This is a genomic window from Sulfitobacter sp. EE-36 (assembly GCF_000152605.1).
GTDB lineage: Bacteria > Pseudomonadota > Alphaproteobacteria > Rhodobacterales > Rhodobacteraceae > Sulfitobacter > Sulfitobacter pontiacus.
On sequence record NZ_CH959310.1, the window covers coordinates 1108519 to 1123992 of the forward strand.

At 61.7% G+C, this 15474-nt stretch carries 17 protein-coding genes and 1 pseudogene; 12 read left to right on the forward strand and 6 right to left on the reverse strand.

What is annotated here, in order from left to right:
- From EE36_RS07890 to EE36_RS07900, 3 genes and pseudogenes are all read left to right on the forward strand, one after another.
- Positions 1 to 471 (forward strand): annotated as a pseudogene (locus tag EE36_RS07890) (phosphodiesterase); the annotation flags it as partial.
- A gap of 50 nt (positions 472 to 521) precedes the next feature.
- A complete protein-coding gene (locus tag EE36_RS07895) occupies positions 522 to 1709 on the forward strand; it encodes a GNAT family N-acetyltransferase (protein ID WP_005851089.1) in 1188 nt (395 codons plus the stop codon).
- Entirely contained in the window at positions 1706 to 2017 is a 312-nt protein-coding gene (locus EE36_RS07900) for a 4a-hydroxytetrahydrobiopterin dehydratase (protein ID WP_005851091.1), read from the forward strand. The genes EE36_RS07895 and EE36_RS07900 overlap by 4 nt, the downstream gene beginning before the upstream one ends.
- A gap of 88 nt (positions 2018 to 2105) precedes the next feature.
- Here EE36_RS07900 and EE36_RS07905 read toward each other — a convergent pair whose 3' ends face one another.
- Positions 2106 to 2594 (reverse strand): peroxiredoxin, encoded by a 489-nt coding sequence (locus tag EE36_RS07905; RefSeq protein ID WP_005851093.1) that lies wholly within the window; start codon positions 2592 to 2594, stop codon positions 2106 to 2108.
- A gap of 92 nt (positions 2595 to 2686) precedes the next feature.
- Here EE36_RS07905 and EE36_RS07910 point away from each other — a divergent pair, with 92 nt between their 5' ends.
- The 4 genes from EE36_RS07910 (at position 2687) to pssA (ending at position 5957) form a co-directional block, all read left to right on the forward strand.
- A complete protein-coding gene (locus EE36_RS07910; RefSeq protein WP_005851095.1) occupies positions 2687 to 3895 on the forward strand; it encodes an NAD(P)/FAD-dependent oxidoreductase in 1209 nt (402 codons plus the stop codon).
- Positions 3892 to 4443 carry a 16S rRNA (guanine(966)-N(2))-methyltransferase RsmD gene (gene rsmD, locus EE36_RS07915; protein ID WP_005851097.1) on the forward strand — a complete coding sequence of 184 codons (552 nt, stop codon included), beginning with the start codon at positions 3892 to 3894 and terminating at the stop codon, positions 4441 to 4443. The genes EE36_RS07910 and rsmD overlap by 4 nt, the downstream gene beginning before the upstream one ends.
- Positions 4444 to 4534: 91 nt before the next feature.
- Positions 4535 to 5194, forward strand: coding sequence for a phosphatidylserine decarboxylase (locus tag EE36_RS07920; RefSeq protein ID WP_198005501.1), 660 nt, complete (start codon positions 4535 to 4537; stop codon positions 5192 to 5194).
- A 1-nt stretch (position 5195) separates the two neighbouring features.
- A complete protein-coding gene (pssA, locus tag EE36_RS07925) occupies positions 5196 to 5957 on the forward strand; it encodes a CDP-diacylglycerol--serine O-phosphatidyltransferase (protein ID WP_005851102.1) in 762 nt (253 codons plus the stop codon).
- Between the two features lie 3 nt (positions 5958 to 5960).
- Here the strand turns inward: pssA and map are convergent, their stop codons facing one another.
- Complete coding sequence (gene map / locus EE36_RS07930; protein ID WP_039912200.1) at positions 5961 to 6776, reverse strand: type I methionyl aminopeptidase; 816 nt, start codon at positions 6774 to 6776, stop codon at positions 5961 to 5963.
- 34 nt (positions 6777 to 6810) lie between these two features.
- Positions 6811 to 7548, reverse strand: a complete 738-nt coding sequence (gene sfsA / locus EE36_RS07935) for a DNA/RNA nuclease SfsA (RefSeq protein ID WP_005851105.1) — start codon at positions 7546 to 7548, stop codon at positions 6811 to 6813.
- A gap of 46 nt (positions 7549 to 7594) precedes the next feature.
- Between sfsA and EE36_RS07940 the strand changes: the two genes are divergently transcribed.
- The 4 genes from EE36_RS07940 to EE36_RS07955 are packed head-to-tail and all read left to right on the forward strand — an operon-like array spanning position 7595 to position 10553.
- Entirely contained in the window at positions 7595 to 8314 is a 720-nt protein-coding gene (locus EE36_RS07940; RefSeq protein WP_005851107.1) for a molybdopterin-binding protein, read from the forward strand.
- Positions 8311 to 9021: a GNAT family N-acetyltransferase gene (locus tag EE36_RS07945; protein ID WP_005851110.1), complete on the forward strand. Its 711-nt coding sequence runs from the start codon at positions 8311 to 8313 to the stop codon at positions 9019 to 9021. The genes EE36_RS07940 and EE36_RS07945 overlap by 4 nt, the downstream gene beginning before the upstream one ends.
- Before the next feature lie 12 nt (positions 9022 to 9033).
- Positions 9034 to 9603: a peroxidase-related enzyme gene (locus EE36_RS07950; RefSeq protein ID WP_005851112.1), complete on the forward strand. Its 570-nt coding sequence runs from the start codon at positions 9034 to 9036 to the stop codon at positions 9601 to 9603.
- Positions 9600 to 10553 (forward strand): OmpA family protein, encoded by a 954-nt coding sequence (locus EE36_RS07955; RefSeq protein WP_005851114.1) that lies wholly within the window; start codon positions 9600 to 9602, stop codon positions 10551 to 10553. The genes EE36_RS07950 and EE36_RS07955 overlap by 4 nt, the downstream gene beginning before the upstream one ends.
- Positions 10554 to 10644: 91 nt before the next feature.
- Here the strand turns inward: EE36_RS07955 and EE36_RS07960 are convergent, their stop codons facing one another.
- The 3 genes from EE36_RS07960 to EE36_RS07970 all read right to left on the reverse strand — a co-directional run bounded on the left by EE36_RS07960 (position 10645) and on the right by EE36_RS07970 (position 14790).
- Complete coding sequence (locus EE36_RS07960; protein ID WP_005851116.1) at positions 10645 to 11550, reverse strand: LysR family transcriptional regulator; 906 nt, start codon at positions 11548 to 11550, stop codon at positions 10645 to 10647.
- A gap of 136 nt (positions 11551 to 11686) precedes the next feature.
- Positions 11687 to 12646, reverse strand: a complete 960-nt coding sequence (locus EE36_RS07965) for a zinc transporter ZntB (protein WP_005851118.1) — start codon at positions 12644 to 12646, stop codon at positions 11687 to 11689.
- Between the two features lie 116 nt (positions 12647 to 12762).
- Positions 12763 to 14790 (reverse strand): NADPH-dependent 2,4-dienoyl-CoA reductase, encoded by a 2028-nt coding sequence (locus tag EE36_RS07970; protein WP_005851119.1) that lies wholly within the window; start codon positions 14788 to 14790, stop codon positions 12763 to 12765.
- Positions 14791 to 14957: 167 nt separating this feature from the next.
- Here EE36_RS07970 and EE36_RS07975 point away from each other — a divergent pair, with 167 nt between their 5' ends.
- Positions 14958 to 15449 (forward strand): RNA pyrophosphohydrolase, encoded by a 492-nt coding sequence (locus EE36_RS07975; RefSeq protein WP_005851121.1) that lies wholly within the window; start codon positions 14958 to 14960, stop codon positions 15447 to 15449.
- Positions 15450 to 15474 lie beyond the last annotated feature (25 nt).

A 15474-nucleotide genomic window follows, 5' to 3' on the forward strand; every position in this document is an offset into this window, starting at 1 on the left:
GTGCTGGAACTGATCGCAGGACGCGTGCCGCTGCTGGTCGAGATCAAGGATCAGGACGGTGCAATGGGGACGGACATCGGACCGCTGGAAGATGCGGTGGCAGAAGCCCTGCGCGACTATGTGGGCGATGTGGCTATCATGTCGTTCAACCCCAACAGCGTCGCGCGGATGGCAGAGCTGCTGCCGGATGTGCCGCGTGGATTGGTGACCAGCGCCTATCGCTATGTCGAATGGCCGCTGCCCAAAGCCACCTGCGACCGCCTGCGCGAGATCCCCGATTACGATCGCAGCGGCGCGTGTTTCATCAGCCACGAGGTCGACGATCTGCCCCGCCCCCGCGTGGCAGAGCTGCGCGAGGCAGGCGCGATGATCTGCTGCTGGACCGTGCGCAGTCTTTCAGTTGAAAACGGCGCACGCGAATTTGCGCATAATATCACCTTCGAAGGCTATGACGCGCCGCTGCAAGGTTGAACCGTCCGGCTTCGGCCACAGATAAGGCCTATGACAACGGGACATCCAGTATGAACGCGCGCGACGTCGAAATCAGAATTGCCTCGCGCATCGCGCACATCGGTCAGGCGGAATGGGATGCCTGTGCCTGTCCCGAAGCCGCCGGGGGCGCGCGCCCCGCGGACCCTTTCACCACCTTTCGTTTCCTTTCAGCACTAGAAGAAAGCGGCAGCGTCGGCCCCGGTACGGGGTGGCAGCCGCAATACCTCAGCGCTGCCATTGACGGTCAGATCATCGCGGTCGCGCCGATGTACGCCAAGTCACACAGTCAGGGTGAATACATCTTTGACCACAGCTGGGCCCATGCGTTTGAACGGGCGGGCGGGCGCTATTACCCCAAGCTGCAGATCGCCGTGCCTCACACCCCCGCCACGGGCCGCCGTTTCCTGACCCGTCCGGGGTTCGAAGAGACGGGCACCGCGGCCCTCATCCATGGGGCGGTCCAGCTGACGGATTCAAACGGGCTGTCGTCCCTGCACATTACCTTTTGTACCCAGGACGAGGCCGCCGCGGCAGAGCAACTGGGCCTGCTGACCCGCAAAAGCCAGCAGTTCCACTGGCAAAACGCGGGCTTTGAGGACTTCGACGGGTTCCTTGCCACGCTCAGTTCGCGCAAGCGCAAGAACATCCGCAAGGAACGCCAGCAGGCTCAGGCCTTTGGCGGAGAGATAGAGGTGTTCACCGGTGACGATCTGCAGCCCGAACATTGGGATGCGTTCTGGCAATTCTATCAGGACACTGGCGCGCGCAAATGGGGCACGCCCTATCTGACACGCGCATTCTTCGACATCGCCCAGGACCAGCTACGCGACGACATGGCACTGGTGCTGGCCAAACGGGATGGTGCATGGGTGGCGGGCGCGCTGAACTTTATCGGTGCCGATGCGCTTTATGGGCGCTATTGGGGCTGCACCGAACATCATCCGTTCTTGCACTTTGAACTGTGCTATTATCAGGCCATCGATATCGCGATCAAACTGGGCCTCTCTACCGTCGAGGCAGGTGCGCAGGGGGAACACAAGCTCGCGCGCGGTTACCTGCCACAGGCGACGTGGTCGCTGCATTGGATGCGGGACGAGGGTTTTATGCGCGCTGTTGAAGACTATCTTGTACAGGAACGGGCAGCCGTTGACGAAGAGATAGACATTTTGACAGATTACGGCCCATTCAAAAGGGTCGAGGTTGAGGAACAGGAATGAGCGAAAGATTAAGCGAAGAGACGCGCAAAACCGTATTGGCCCCCTTGTTCAGCACAGGCTGGGCTATGGTGGAGGACCGGGATGCGATCGTCAAAACCTTCAAGTTCAATGATTTCGCGGATGCTTTCGGCTGGATGACCCGCGCGGCGATCTGGGCCGAGAAATGGAACCACCATCCAGAGTGGGAGAATGTTTATAACAAGGTGATCGTTACCCTGACGACCCATGACGTGGATGGCCTAAGCTCGCTTGATGCCAAGCTGGCGCGCAAGATGGATGGATTGATGGGCGAGGTCAAAGCGGGCTAAGGCACCATTAACCGTCGAATTATCCAAAGAAAAACGCAGCCCCGGTGTCCCCGCGGCTCCGTTTTTCATTTTTCAGCGTCGTGCCGGATTACATGTTGTCCAGCAGCGCCTCGCCGCCCGACATATCGCAGACGCCGGGCTGTACCTCGGCCTGGAATAGCGTGACCTTGCCGTCATCCACCAGCATCGCATAGCGTTTGGAGCGCGAAATCAGCCCCGCGGGCTCGGCCGAGAATTCCATGCCGATGGCTTTGGTAAAGGCGCTGTTGGCATCGGCAAGCATGGTGATGCCAGCCGCCGTCGCGCCTGTCGATTCACCCCAAGCGGCCATAACAAAGGGGTCATTGCAGGACACGCAGATGATCTCGTCCACGCCTTTGGCGTCGAACTGGTCCTTGGTGCGCACGAAGCTGGGCACATGGGCGGAATCGCAGGTGGGCGTATAGGCACCGGGCACGGCAAAGACGACGACCTTGCGGCCCTTTAGCTTGTCAGCCATCTGCACAGGCTGCGGGCCGTCCGGCCCCATTTGCACCAGCGTTGCATCGGGCAGCGTGTCGCCTTGAGAAATCGTCATATGCGTGACCTTTCGTGTCATTGCGTTTGTCTTCACGGAAGATATAGGCTTTGCACGCAGGCAGGAACACGGTTTTTTCGAAAGGGGCAAGGATGGGTCATGTGGTGGTGATCGGGGCAGGGCAGGCGGGGTCATCCTGTGTGGCCAAGCTGCGCAACTCCGGCTTTGAGGGTAAGATCACGTTGATTGGGGCGGAAACCGTGCCCCCCTACCAGCGCCCGCCCTTGTCCAAGGCCTATCTGCTGGGCGACATGGCGCTCGAGCGGCTCTATCTGCGGCCCGAGAGTTTTTACGCCGACCACGGGATTGACCTGATGCTGGGCACCACGGTCGACAGCATCGATCCGGCGGCGCAGACCGTGCGGGTCAACGGCGGGGATATGGCCTATGACGATCTGGTGCTGACCACCGGATCTTTCCCGCGTCGTCTGCCTGCGCATATCGGTGGCGATCTGGCGGGCGTGCATGTGGTGCGCGACCTCAGCGATGTCGATACGATGGGCCCGCGCTTTACCAAAGGCGCGCGGGTGCTGATCGTCGGCGGTGGCTATATCGGGCTAGAGGCCGCCTCGGTCGCGGCCAAGCTGGGGTTGCAGGTGACACTGGTAGAGATGGGCGACCGCATCCTGCAACGGGTCGCGGCCCCGCAGACCTCTGACTTTATCCGCGCGCTGCACGAGGCGCATGGCGTCACCATCCGTGAAGGGGTCGGGCTTGAGCGTTTGACAGGCGACACCCATGTCACCGGCGCTGAACTGTCGGACGGCACGACGCTGGACGTGGATTTCGTGATCGTCGGCGTTGGCATCGGGGCGGCGACGGCGCTGGCCGATGCGGCGGGGATCGTGAATGACAACGGCATTATGACCGACAGCCACGGGCGCACTTCTGCGCCGCATGTCTGGGCTGCAGGCGATTGCGCGTCCTTCCCTTATCGCGGCGGGCGCATCCGGTTGGAATCTGTGCCAAACGCCATTGATCAGGCCGAGCTGGTCGCGGAAAATATCATGGGTGCGGATAAGGAGTATGTCGCCAAGCCGTGGTTCTGGTCGGACCAGTATGACGTGAAACTGCAGATCGCGGGGCTGAACATGGGCTATGATCGCGTGATCACCCGACACGCCGATGCCGATAGCGTGGCCTTCTGGTACTATCGCGGGGACGAACTGCTGGCGGTGGATGCAATGAACGATCCGCGCGGCTTTATGATCGGGCGCCGGTTGATTGAGGCGGGCAAATCCCCCGCGCCTGCGCTGATCGAAGACCCGAACACAGACCTGAAGGCGCTGCTGAAGTCATGAGGATCATCGCTGGCAAACACCGTGGCACCCAACTGGCCGACGTGGGCAAGGGCGATGCGGATGCGCATTTGCGTCCTACCTCTGACCGCGTGCGCGAGAGCCTGTTTTCGATGCTGACCCATCACAATGTGATCAACGGCGCGCGGGTGCTTGACCTGTTCGCGGGCACTGGTGCCCTTGGGCTAGAGGCGTTGTCGCGCGGTGCGCGCGAGGTGGTGTTCATCGAGAACGGGCGCGTCGGGCAAAAGCTGATCACCGAGAACATCAAGAAGCTGCGGGCCGAGGGCGCGACCACGCTGATGCGCTCCGACGCGACGGCCCTTGGGGGTTGGATCGCGGCGCCGTTCGATCTGGTCTTTCTCGATCCGCCTTATGGCAAGGGGATGGGCCAGACCGCCTTGGTCAAGGCGCGGGCGGGCGGCTGGCTGACACCCGATGCCATGATCGTCTGCGAGGAAAACGCCCCGCTTGATCCGCCGCAAGGGTTCACGCGCGAGGACAAGCGCAAGTATGGCGACACCTGGATCACCCTGCTGCGCCAAGACTAGCCCAATGGCCATCAACAGTTGCCGCTTTGCATTCGCTGCGCTGCGGCCTATGTGCTAACAAAGACGTAAAGGAAAGTAGACCGCCATGAGCCTGAGCATGACCAGCACCTTCATCAAGCCGATGCACCCCGAGGGGCGCAAGTTCGTGGCGATCTTTGCCACGATCACGCTGGTGCTCTTTATCATCGCTGAACCACTGGGGTGGCTCGGTGTCGGCGCAACCGTCTGGTGCTACTACTTTTTCCGCGACCCTGAACGGGTGACACCCAAGGGCGATAACCTTGTTATCAGCCCCGCAGATGGCATCGTATCGCTGATCGAACCTGCCGTACCCCCTGCCGAGTTGGGGATGCCCGACACGCCGCTGACACGGGTCAGCGTGTTCATGAACGTATTTAACTGCCACGTGAATCGCGCCCCCGTCGCGGGCGAGATCACCGAAATCGCTTACCGCCCCGGCAAGTTTTTCAACGCCTCGCTGGACAAGGCGAGCGAGGATAACGAACGCAACAGCCTGCGCATCAAGATGGCCGACGGCCGCGAGGTCGCCGCCGTCCAGATCGCCGGTCTGGTAGCGCGTCGTATCGTGTGTTTCACCAAGAAGGGCGCGCATACGCAGGCGGGTCAACGCTTTGGCCTGATCCGCTTTGGGTCGCGCGTCGATGTCTACCTGCCCGAGGGAGTCACCCCGCGCGTCAGCATCGGCCAGACGATGGTCGCAGGCGAAACCGTGCTGGCAGAGCTTTCCTGAGATGACCGATCAGCCCCCCGTCGCGCCGGATAAGACGAAAACCGAATTCTCGTTGTTACAGCTGTTGCCCAACATGCTGACCATTGCCGCGATCTGTGCCGGTATTTCCGCGATCCGTTTCGCCGCCGAGGGGAATATCGCGCTGGCTGTGGCGCTGATCACGCTGGCGAGTATCCTTGACGGAATGGACGGGCGCACCGCGCGCTATCTGGGCTTCAACAGCAAGATCGGGGCCGAGCTCGACAGTCTTGCGGATTTTGTGAACTTCGGCGTTGCCCCGCCTTTGGTGGTGTATTTCTGGGGGCTACAGGATTCCTACCGCGCGGGCTGGCTGGCGGTGCTGGTCTTTGCGATCTGTTGCGTCATGCGGCTGGCACGGTTCAACGTCGATTCCCGGACCAAAGACCCGCTGGACGACGGCGGCTATTTCACTGGTGTGCCGTCGCCCGCAGGTGCGATGCTGGTGATGCTGCCGATCTATCTGCCCTATGCCTTCGGCCCCGGTGCCGCGCTGCCCGACGTGGTATCCAGCCTGTATATCGTGCTGGTCGGCTGGGTCATGGTCAGCCGCATCCCCACGTGGTCGTTCAAATCGGTCAGCTTTTCGCGCGCCAATGTGACCTATTTCCTGATCTTCTTTACCGGCTTTATCGCCTGCCTGGTCAGCTTCCCCTGGGCCACATTGGTGATCTGCTGCTTTGCCTATGCAGGCAGCGTGCTGTGGGCCGTGATCGAGCTGAAGCTGGCCAAGCGCCGGGGCTGAGGATCAGCCCTGGCGATAGGTCGGGTGGAACATACCGGCGGGGGATTCGGTAAAGATCTCGTATCCGGTTTCGGTCACGCCGATAGAGTGTTCAAACTGCGCTGACAGGGATTTGTCGCGGGTGACCGCAGTCCAGTCATCGGCCAAGACCTTGGTCTCTGCGCGGCCCAGATTGACCATCGGTTCAATGGTAAAGAACATGCCGGGCTCCAGCACCGCACCGGTGCCGGGGCGGCCATAATGCAGCACGTTTGGCGGTGCGTGGAACACGCGACCCAGCCCGTGACCGCAGAAATCTGTCACAACGCTCATCCGGTGGGATTCCGCGAAAGTCTGGATCGCGTGGCCGATGTCGCCAAAGGTATTGCCGGGCTTCACGACCTCGATCCCGCGCATCAGCGCGTCATGGGTCACGTTGATCAACCGCTCTGCCTTGCGCGACAGCTTGCCCGCGACATACATGCGCGAGTTATCCCCGTACCAGCCATCGACAATCACGGTGACGTCGATGTTCAGGATGTCGCCATCCTTCAGCTTTTTATCACCGGGGATGCCGTGGCAGACGACATGGTTCAACGAGATACAGCTGGCGTGTTGATAGCCCTTATACCCGATGGTGGCAGACTTCGCGCCGGCGTCTTCGATCATCTGCGTGATCACACCGTCAATGGCACCTGTGGTCTGTCCGACAAACACATGTTCGGCGATGTCATCAAGGATTTGCGCCGCCAGCTTGCCCGCCGCGTGCATCCCCGCGAAATCCGAGGGGTCGTAAATGCGAATGCCATCTTTGGTCTGGCGTCCTCGGTGTTCGTTCATCACCGCTGTCTCCGTCATATGAATTTGGTGCTGTCTAACCCGCTTGGCCCCCAAGAGCCAGTGCAGGCGGGTCGATTAGGGGGATTGCGCCCGCAACGCTGACCCCAAGGGGGCTGATATGGGTGCCGATGACATGGGTTTCCAGCCCTGCGGCATGGGCGTCGGCAAAAGCGGCGGCATAGGCAGGATCGATATCGGCCGCCACGCTAAAGGCGCTGCAATCGGTCCGCTGCACCAGATACAGCAGCACGGCGCGGTGCCCGTCCCGTGCCATCTGCGCCAGCTCTCCCAGATGCTTTGCGCCGCGTTTGGTCACGCTGTCGGGGAATTCGACCAGCCCCTCGCGGCGCGACAGGGTGGCGGATTTCACCTCGACATAGGCGTCGGGCAGGCCGGGCTCGGCCAGCAGAAAGTCGATGCGCGAGTTTTCACCGTATTTCACTTCGGGCCGCACGGTCGTGTAGCCCGCGAGCGGGGCGATCTGCCGATCCATTAACGCGGCCTTGATCGCACGGTTCGGCAGCGCGGTGTCGACGCCGGTGAAATGCCCGTTCTCGTGGTCAACCAGCCGCCAGCCGTAATTCAGCTTGCGCTTGGGGTCATCATTGGGCTCAAGCCAGATTTTCATGCCCGCTGTGGCCAGCCCCATCATCGACCCGGGGTTGGCGCAATGGGCCGTCACCTCGGTGCCGTCCTCAAGCTGGCAATCGGCCAGAAACCGTTTGTAGCGGCGGATCAGGCGGGCGGGGACAAGTTCGGTTTGAAAGCGCATGGGGGGTGACCTATACCTCAATCAACGGCCCCTCAAGGAGACAGCCATGCCTAACCCCACTGCTGCGATGATCGTCATCGGCGATGAGATCCTGTCGGGGCGCACCCGCGATTCAAACATGCACCATCTGGCGGGGCAGTTGACCAGCGTCGGGATCGACCTGAAAGAAGTCCGTGTGGTGGGGGATGAAAACGGCACGATCATTGCTGCCGTGCAGGAACTGTCGCGCGTCTATGACAGCGTGTTCACCAGCGGCGGCATCGGGCCGACCCATGATGACATCACTGCCGAATGCATCGCCGCTGCGTTCAACAAGCATATCGACGTGCGCGAGGATGCCCGCGCCATTCTGGCCGACCACTACGCCAAAAGCGCGACAGAACTGAACACCGCCCGTCTGCGGATGGCGCGTATCCCCGATGATGCCACGCTGATCGACAATCCCGTGTCGGCGGCTCCGGGGTTCAAGCTGGAAAACGTCTATGTCATGGCCGGCGTCCCCGCCGTGTTCGAGGCAATGGTCGCCAGCGTTCTGCCAACCCTGACCGGTGGGGCCCCCCTGATCAGCGCCACCCATCGCATCGAACGGGGAGAGGGCGACATCGCCGGACCGTTGGGAGAGTTGGCGCATAGCTATCCCAACCTCTCTATCGGGTCCTACCCCTTCCAGAAAGACGGCAAATACGGCGCGCATATCGTGATCCGTGGCAATGATCAGGCCGAAGTCGACGCGGCGATGGCAAAGCTCGCGCAGGTGTTCCCGTGACCGATCTGGCGCAGCTTTATCAGGTCATCGACCACACATGGCCCGCCGCGAAAATCTGGACCGAAACCGGCTGGACCCTGCGGGACGGGCAGGGCGGGGGCAAACGCGTCTCTGCCGCGACGATGGCCGAACCCAATGCGGATATCGGTCAGGCCGAGGCCGCGATGCACGCCATGGACCAGCGCCCGATCTTCATGATCCGCGACGGCGACGACACGCTGGATACAGAACTGGCCGCGCGCGGGTATGACATCGTCGATCCGGTGAATGTCTATATCGCACCGGTCGGCAAGCTGACCGATGTGCCGATGCCGCGGGTGACCGCTTTCCAGATCTGGGAGCCGCTGGCCATCATGACAGAGATTTGGGCCAAGGGCGGCGTGGGTCCTGAACGGATCAACGTGATGCACCGCGCCGCGACCAAAACCGCGATCCTGACCCGCTGGAACGAGATGCCCGGTGGCGTCGCCTTTGCCGCGCTGCATGATGGTGTGTGCATGGTCCATGCGGTCGAGGTGCTGGAACACCAGCGCGGGCAGGGTGTCGCGAAATGGCTGATGCGCAGCGCCGGTTTCTGGGCGCAGGCGCAGGGGGCGACGCAGGTGGCGGTTCTTTGCACAAAGGCGAACGCGGCCGCGAACCGCCTGTATCAAGGACTGGGCTTTGACCTGGTAGGGCACTATCATTACCGTCAATCCCCTGACTAAAGGAGCCGCCCCATGGCGCATGATGCCCCCACTGCCCTGAACCTGCCGATGGTCGATCCGCTGCCCGAGGACACGCAGAAATACTTTGATGTCTGTCAGGAAAAGCTGGGGATGGTGCCGAATGTGCTGCAAGCCTATGCCTTTGACATCGACAAGCTGAATGCCTTTACCGCGATGTACAACGACCTGATGCTGGGCGCGTCGAACCTTTCAAAGCTGGAACGCGAAATGATCGCGGTCGTCGTGTCGTCCGTGAACAAATGCTACTATTGCCTGACGGCCCATGGCGCGGCGGTACGGCAACTGTCGGGCAATCCGATCCTTGGGGAACAGATGGTGATGAACTGGCGTGTCGCCGATCTGGATGCGCGGCAAACGGCGATGCTGGCTTTTGCCGAACATCTGACCGTCGCCAGCGCCAAAACCACCGAGGCGGACCGTCAGGCGCTGCGCGATGTGGGCTTCTCCGACCGCGATATCTTTGACATCGCGTCGGTCACGGGGTTCTTCAATATGACCAACCGCGTCGCCAGCGCGACCGAAATGAAACCGAACGACGCTTACCACGCGAAATTCAGATGATCCTCTGGCGTGCCGGGCTGATCTGGCTTTTACTGGCGGGCACGGCCCATGCGCTGGATCTGTCGTTGCCCGCTGCGGCGCGGCAGACCGTGACCCGTGATACCGACCCTGACAGCTATCTTGCCCCGACCTCTGCCTTTGAGGACGGCGGCTTTGCCAGCGTCAAGATCGAAGGCGCGGTTGCGCGCTCTGCCTGGCGGTTAGAGGCTCCGGGCCTCACGCCCCTACAGATTATGCGGCCCCTGCGCACCCAGCTAGAGGACGCGGGCTACAGGATCGTGCTGGATTGCAGCGCCGAGGTCTGCGGCGGTTTCGATTTCCGCTTTGCGATCGAAACACTGCCCGCGCCGAACATGTATGTCGATCTGCGCCAGTACCAGTTTGTCACCGCCGTCAAAGGGTCGCTGCAATCACCTGATGCCGTTGCGACCCTTCTGGTAAGCACAACCGATACTTCTGCCTATCTGCAGATCGTTGAGGCGGATGCGCAAGGCCAGGCGTCCAGCCCGTCGGTGCCAGAGGTGGCGGAAGACACCCGGACCTTGGCCCCCGATGCCCCCGCGCAAAGCCAGTCAGAGATGGCTGCGGCGTTGCAGAATACCGGCCATGTGGTGCTGGCTGCGCTTGATTTCGGCACCGGCACCGCGGCCTTGGGGCAGGGGGAGTTTGATGCGCTATCCAATCTGGCGGCGGTGCTGAAAGACCAGCCCGATCTGAGGATTGTTCTGGTGGGCCACACCGATAGCGTCGGCGGGCTGCAAAACAATATTGCCTTGTCCCGAAGCCGCGCGGCGGCGGTGAGGCGGCGGCTGATCACGGCGCATGGCATCGCGGGCGATAGGATCGAGGCGCAGGGCATGGGCTATCTGTCGCCAATCGCGTCCAACCAGACCAAAGCGGGGCGCGACGCCAATCGACGGGTCGAGGCCGTGCTTTTACCCGCGCCCTGACCCCGAACAGAAAAATCCCCGCATCCCTGAAAAGGGAGCGGGGGCAGCCACATATGGGCTCAGTTCACCGAGGGCAGTTGGTGATCTCGTGTTACCAGTCCGTTGGACCTTTTTCGGCAAAGGTATGGGCTAGAAAATCAATGAAGGCGCGCACCTTGGGCTGGGTGAACCGGCCCGGAGGATAGACGGCGTAGATGCCTTGGGTCTCAAGCGGGAGATCGGGGATCGCGTCTTCGACCAGCCCTTTCTCCATCGCGTCGGCATAAAGAAAGCTCGGCAGGTAGGCGATGCCAAGGCCAGAGATGGCGGCGTTCAGCAGCGATTGCCCGTCGTTCACCGACAGCCAGCCAGCGGTGCGCACCTGACGCTTTTCGCCCGACGGCGAGGTCAGCTTCCACATATTGCCGCTGGACTGGTTGGAATAATGCAGCAGCTTGTGATCGTTCAGATCGTCGATCTTTTCGGGGCGGCCGTATTTCTCGAAATAGGCGGGCGAGGCGATCATGCGTTTGGTCGTCTCGGTCAGCTTGCGGGCCCGCAGTGTGCTGTCTTCCAGCTCACCGATACGGACGGCCATGTCGAAACCTTCGCTGATCAGTTCGACGTAGCGGTTGTTCAGCACCATGTTGACGGTGATATCGGGGAAATCGGCGAGGAATTCGGACAGGGCGGGTGACAGATGGTTCACGCCAAAGTCAGTCGCGACCGAGATCCGCAAAAGGCCCGATGGCGCGGATTGCATAGAGGTCACAAGCGCATCGGCTTCGCCCGCGTCATTCAGCACGCGGCGGGCACGGTCGTAATAGGCAAGCCCGATCTCTGTCGGGCTGACACGGCGGGTCGTGCGGTTCAGCAACCGCGCCCCAAGCCGCGCTTCAAGCGAGGATACGTGTTTGGATACGGCGGATTTGGAGATACCCATCTTCTTGGCCGCATCGGTAAAGCCACCCTGGTCCACGACCGTGGCGAATGCTTCCATCTCTGTCAGGCGGTCCATACCCGTCCCCTTTCATCATCTGCGTCTGGAAAGGGTATGGCGGCCAAATCGGGCAGGATCACGGCAGCGGTGAGACAGTGGAGAGGTATTTATAGGGATCGTTCGCGGCGGGGAAACAGGGCGCGCCGTGCTGTGGTTAAATCCAGCGGACCAGTTTCAGGACCAGAAACATAAGCAGCGCCAGCCCCGCCATGCCAAGACAGAGGATGGTAAACGCCCAAGGATGGTCCACCCCCGGCATCCCGCCCACGTTGACGCCGAACAGACCGGTCAGAAACCCCAGCGGCAGAAAGATCGCCGCGGCGACCGACAGCACATAGCCGTGGCGCGCTTGGCGCTGCGCGATATTGGCGTCGTGCTCTTCCTGAACCGACACCAGCCGGTCGCGCAGCTCGTCCAGCTCTTCTACCGCGATCAGCGCGCTGTTGGCCTGCTCGCGCAGCTCAAGCTGGCTTTCGTCGGGGATCAGCGGAATATCAAAGGCGGCCAGCTTGGCCAGCGCCTCGCGTTGGGGGTCAAGATAGCGCCGCAGCCGGATCACGCTGCGCCGGATTTCGGGCAGCTCATGGGGCATCGGGGTGTTCTTATCCTCTAGATCATCCTCGAAGAACTCCGCCTGTTCATCCAGCGTTGCAACATGTTCCTGCACCCGCAGGGACAAGCGACCCACAAGCGCTTCGAGGAACTCGGCAGGGCTGGGAGGGGCCTTTTGCGCTTCGGCCTCGCGGCGGATCGCGTCGATGGCAAAGACTTTCTTGCGGCGCACGGTGATCAGCAGGTCGGAATCCACATACATCCGCACCGATACCATTTCATCGGCATCCTGCCCTTCGTTCATATTGATGCCGCGCAGGTTCAGGATCAGCCCGCCTTCAAACCGGTCACAGCGCGGGCGGGTCTGTTTCTGGATCAGCGATCCGGCGGGGATTTCATGCAAGTGTTCGCGGACCCAGGGTTCAAGCATCGGGTCGGCCAGATCAAAGTGCCACCAGCGGTAGATGCCCGGCCCCGTGAGATGCGTGTCGGTAGGCACTTGGGTCGTGCCATCGGCAAAGATATCGAAAACGCAAATCGGCATGGCCACACCCTGAAACATCTATTGATCCGGGCATTTTGACAGACCGGCGCGGAGGCGCAAGATGTGCTGCCTTTGTGGCGCGGGCGAAAGACGGGGCAGGCCACGACAGCCTGCCCCGTTTTGGTCGACATACCTTAGAGCGCAGCGGCCAGACGGGTGCCTTGGTCAATCGCGCGTTTCGCATCCAGTTCAGCCGCGACATCCGCGCCGCCGATAACATGGCACGGGATGCCCTTGACCTCTAGCGCGTCGGCCAGCGACCGGTCCGACAGCTGACCGGCACAAAGCACGATCGTATCCGCCGCGATCACCTGCGGCTTTTCACGCGCTTCGCCAAAGCTGATGTGCAGGCCCTCTGCGTCGATCTTCTCGTAGTTGACGCCCGCGATCATCTGCACGTTCTTCATGGTCAGGGACGCGCGGTGGATCCAGCCGGTCGTCTTGCCCAAGCCCTTGCCGACCTTGGTGGTCTTGCGCTGCAGCATGGTAACTTCGCGCGCGGGGGCGTGCGGCTGCGGACCTTCGGGCGCGAGGCCAGAGCGGTGATCGGCGGGGTCGGTGACGCCCCATTCCTTCATCCATTCGGGCAGGTTGGTGGTGGTGCTGTCCCCGTCATGCACCAGATGTTCAGACACATCGAAACCGATGCCGCCCGCGCCGATGACGGCGACGCGCTGACCAGCGGTGACGGTGCCGTTCAGGATGTCGATATAGCTGACCACATTGCCCGCGTCCTGACCGGGGATTTGCGGGTCGCGGGGAATAACGCCGGTGGCGATAATCACCTCGTCGTACTCGCCCAGATCATTGGCCGAGACTTCGGTGTTCAGCTTGACGGTGACGTCGTATTTCTTGACCATCGCCCGATACCAGTCGACGAGGCCCCAGAACTCCTCTTTGCCGGCGACCTGCTTGGCAAGGTTCAACTGGCCGCCGATTTCGGCTGCGCGGTCAAAGACGGTGACCTTATGGCCGCGCTCTGCCGCGGTGATGGCGGCGGAGAGACCCGCCGGCCCCGCGCCCACCACGGCGATTGTCTTGGCCGCGTCAACAGGATCGACGCGTAGTTCAGTCTCGTAGCAGGCGCGTGGGTTGACCAGACAGCTCGAGATTTTGCCACCAAAGGTATGGTCCAGACAGGCTTGGTTGCAGGCGATACAGGGTGCGATCTCGGCCGATTTTCCGGCGGCGGCCTTGGCGACAAAATCGGCATCGGCCAGCATGGGACGCGCCATCGACACCATGTCGGCGCAGCCGTCCACCAGCACCTCTTCGGCGACCTCGGGCGTGTTGATCCGGTTGGAGGTGATCAGCGGGATGTTCACCTGACCCATCAGCTTTTTCGTGACCCATGCAAAGGCCGCGCGCGGCACCGAGGTCTGGATCGTCGGGATGCGCGCCTCGTGCCAGCCGATGCCGGTGTTGATGATCGTGGCACCTGCGGCCTCTACCGCCTTGGCAAGCTGCACGACCTCTTCAAAGGTTGAGCCGTTGGGGATCAGGTCGATCATCGACAAACGGTAGATGAGGATGAAATCGGGGCCGACGGCCTCGCGGACGCGGCGCACGACCTCGACTGGCAGCCTCATGCGGTTCTCGTACGACCCGCCCCATTCGTCGGTCCGTTTGTTGGTGTGGGTGACGAGGAACTGGTTCAGGAAATACCCTTCGGAGCCCATCACCTCTACCCCGTCATAGCCTGCCTGTTTGGCACGCAGGGCGCAGGCGGCGATATCGCTGATCTGCTTTTCGATACCTTCCGCGTCCAGTTCTTTCGGGGCGAACATCGAGATGGGGGATTTGATCGCCGAGGGGGCGACGCAATCGGGGCTGAAGGCATAGCGCCCGGCGTGCAGGATCTGCATCGCGATCTTGCCGCCTGCCTCGTGCACGCGGTCGGTGACGATGCTGTGGTTGTCCACGTCCTTTTGCGACAGCATCATCGCGGCACCATGCGCGACCGACCCTTCGGGGTTCGGCCCGATGCCACCTGTCACCATCAGCCCCACGTCGCCACGCGCGCGGGTGGCGTAGAATTCGGCCACGCGGTTCCAGTCCTGTGTTTCCTCAAGCCCGGTGTGCATAGACCCCATCAATACGCGGTTCTTCAACGTCGTGAACCCCAGATCAAGCGGGGCAAGCAGGTGCGGATAGTCGGACATTTGGCAAACCTTTCGAGGGCTGAATGTAGGGTACTGGACCGTTCTGTGCGGCAGTTCACCCCAAGCCTGCGGTTCTGTCACGCACAACGCTGCGTAAGCCAATATACATGGGCGCGGGATTCGTGCTAACGCCGGTATGACTTCTCTTGCCGCGAAAGGCCCCCGATATGACGCCAGAAGAAATCGCCCGACTGCCCTATCGCCCCTGTGTCGGGGTCATGCTGGTCAACGCCGATGGGCATGTGTTTGTCGGGCAACGTCGGGACCGGGATCAGGACGCATGGCAGATGCCGCAAGGCGGCGTCGAAAAGGGCGAACACGCCGAAGTCGCCGCCCTGCGCGAGCTGGAGGAAGAGACAGGCATCCCCCCAAGCTCTGTCACCGTGGTGGCACAGACCGAGGGCTGGTTGCCCTATGATCTACCGATCGAACTGGTGCCCAACATCTGGAAAGGCCGGTTCCGCGGGCAAGAGCAGAAATGGTTCCTGCTGCGCTTTCATGGGTCGGATGACGAGATCAACCTGGACACCGAACACCCCGAATTCTCGGACTGGCGCTGGTTGCCGGTGCGCGAACTGGTCGACAACATCGTTCCGTTCAAGCGCGAGGTCTATACCGCTGTGGTCAACGCCTTTGTCGAGCATTTCGCCGACGCCTGACAAAGGGGCGGGCCGCGTTCACCGT

Coding starts and splice junctions, on each gene's coding strand:
- rsmD (WP_005851097.1), top strand. CDS start 3,892: ATGAGGATCATCGCTGGCAAACACCGTGGCACCCAACTGGCCGACGTG.
- sfsA (WP_005851105.1), bottom strand. CDS start 7,548: ATGCGCTTTCAAACCGAACTTGTCCCCGCCCGCCTGATCCGCCGCTAC.
- EE36_RS07905 (WP_005851093.1), bottom strand. CDS start 2,594: ATGACGATTTCTCAAGGCGACACGCTGCCCGATGCAACGCTGGTGCAA.
- map (WP_039912200.1), bottom strand. CDS start 6,776: ATGAACGAACACCGAGGACGCCAGACCAAAGATGGCATTCGCATTTAC.
- EE36_RS07975 (WP_005851121.1), top strand. CDS start 14,958: ATGACGCCAGAAGAAATCGCCCGACTGCCCTATCGCCCCTGTGTCGGG.
- pssA (WP_005851102.1), top strand. CDS start 5,196: ATGACCGATCAGCCCCCCGTCGCGCCGGATAAGACGAAAACCGAATTC.
- EE36_RS07940 (WP_005851107.1), top strand. CDS start 7,595: ATGCCTAACCCCACTGCTGCGATGATCGTCATCGGCGATGAGATCCTG.
- EE36_RS07910 (WP_005851095.1), top strand. CDS start 2,687: ATGGGTCATGTGGTGGTGATCGGGGCAGGGCAGGCGGGGTCATCCTGT.
- EE36_RS07955 (WP_005851114.1), top strand. CDS start 9,600: ATGATCCTCTGGCGTGCCGGGCTGATCTGGCTTTTACTGGCGGGCACG.
- EE36_RS07950 (WP_005851112.1), top strand. CDS start 9,034: ATGGCGCATGATGCCCCCACTGCCCTGAACCTGCCGATGGTCGATCCG.
- EE36_RS07895 (WP_005851089.1), top strand. CDS start 522: ATGAACGCGCGCGACGTCGAAATCAGAATTGCCTCGCGCATCGCGCAC.
- EE36_RS07960 (WP_005851116.1), bottom strand. CDS start 11,550: ATGGACCGCCTGACAGAGATGGAAGCATTCGCCACGGTCGTGGACCAG.
- EE36_RS07900 (WP_005851091.1), top strand. CDS start 1,706: ATGAGCGAAAGATTAAGCGAAGAGACGCGCAAAACCGTATTGGCCCCC.
- EE36_RS07965 (WP_005851118.1), bottom strand. CDS start 12,646: ATGTTTCAGGGTGTGGCCATGCCGATTTGCGTTTTCGATATCTTTGCC.
- EE36_RS07970 (WP_005851119.1), bottom strand. CDS start 14,790: ATGTCCGACTATCCGCACCTGCTTGCCCCGCTTGATCTGGGGTTCACG.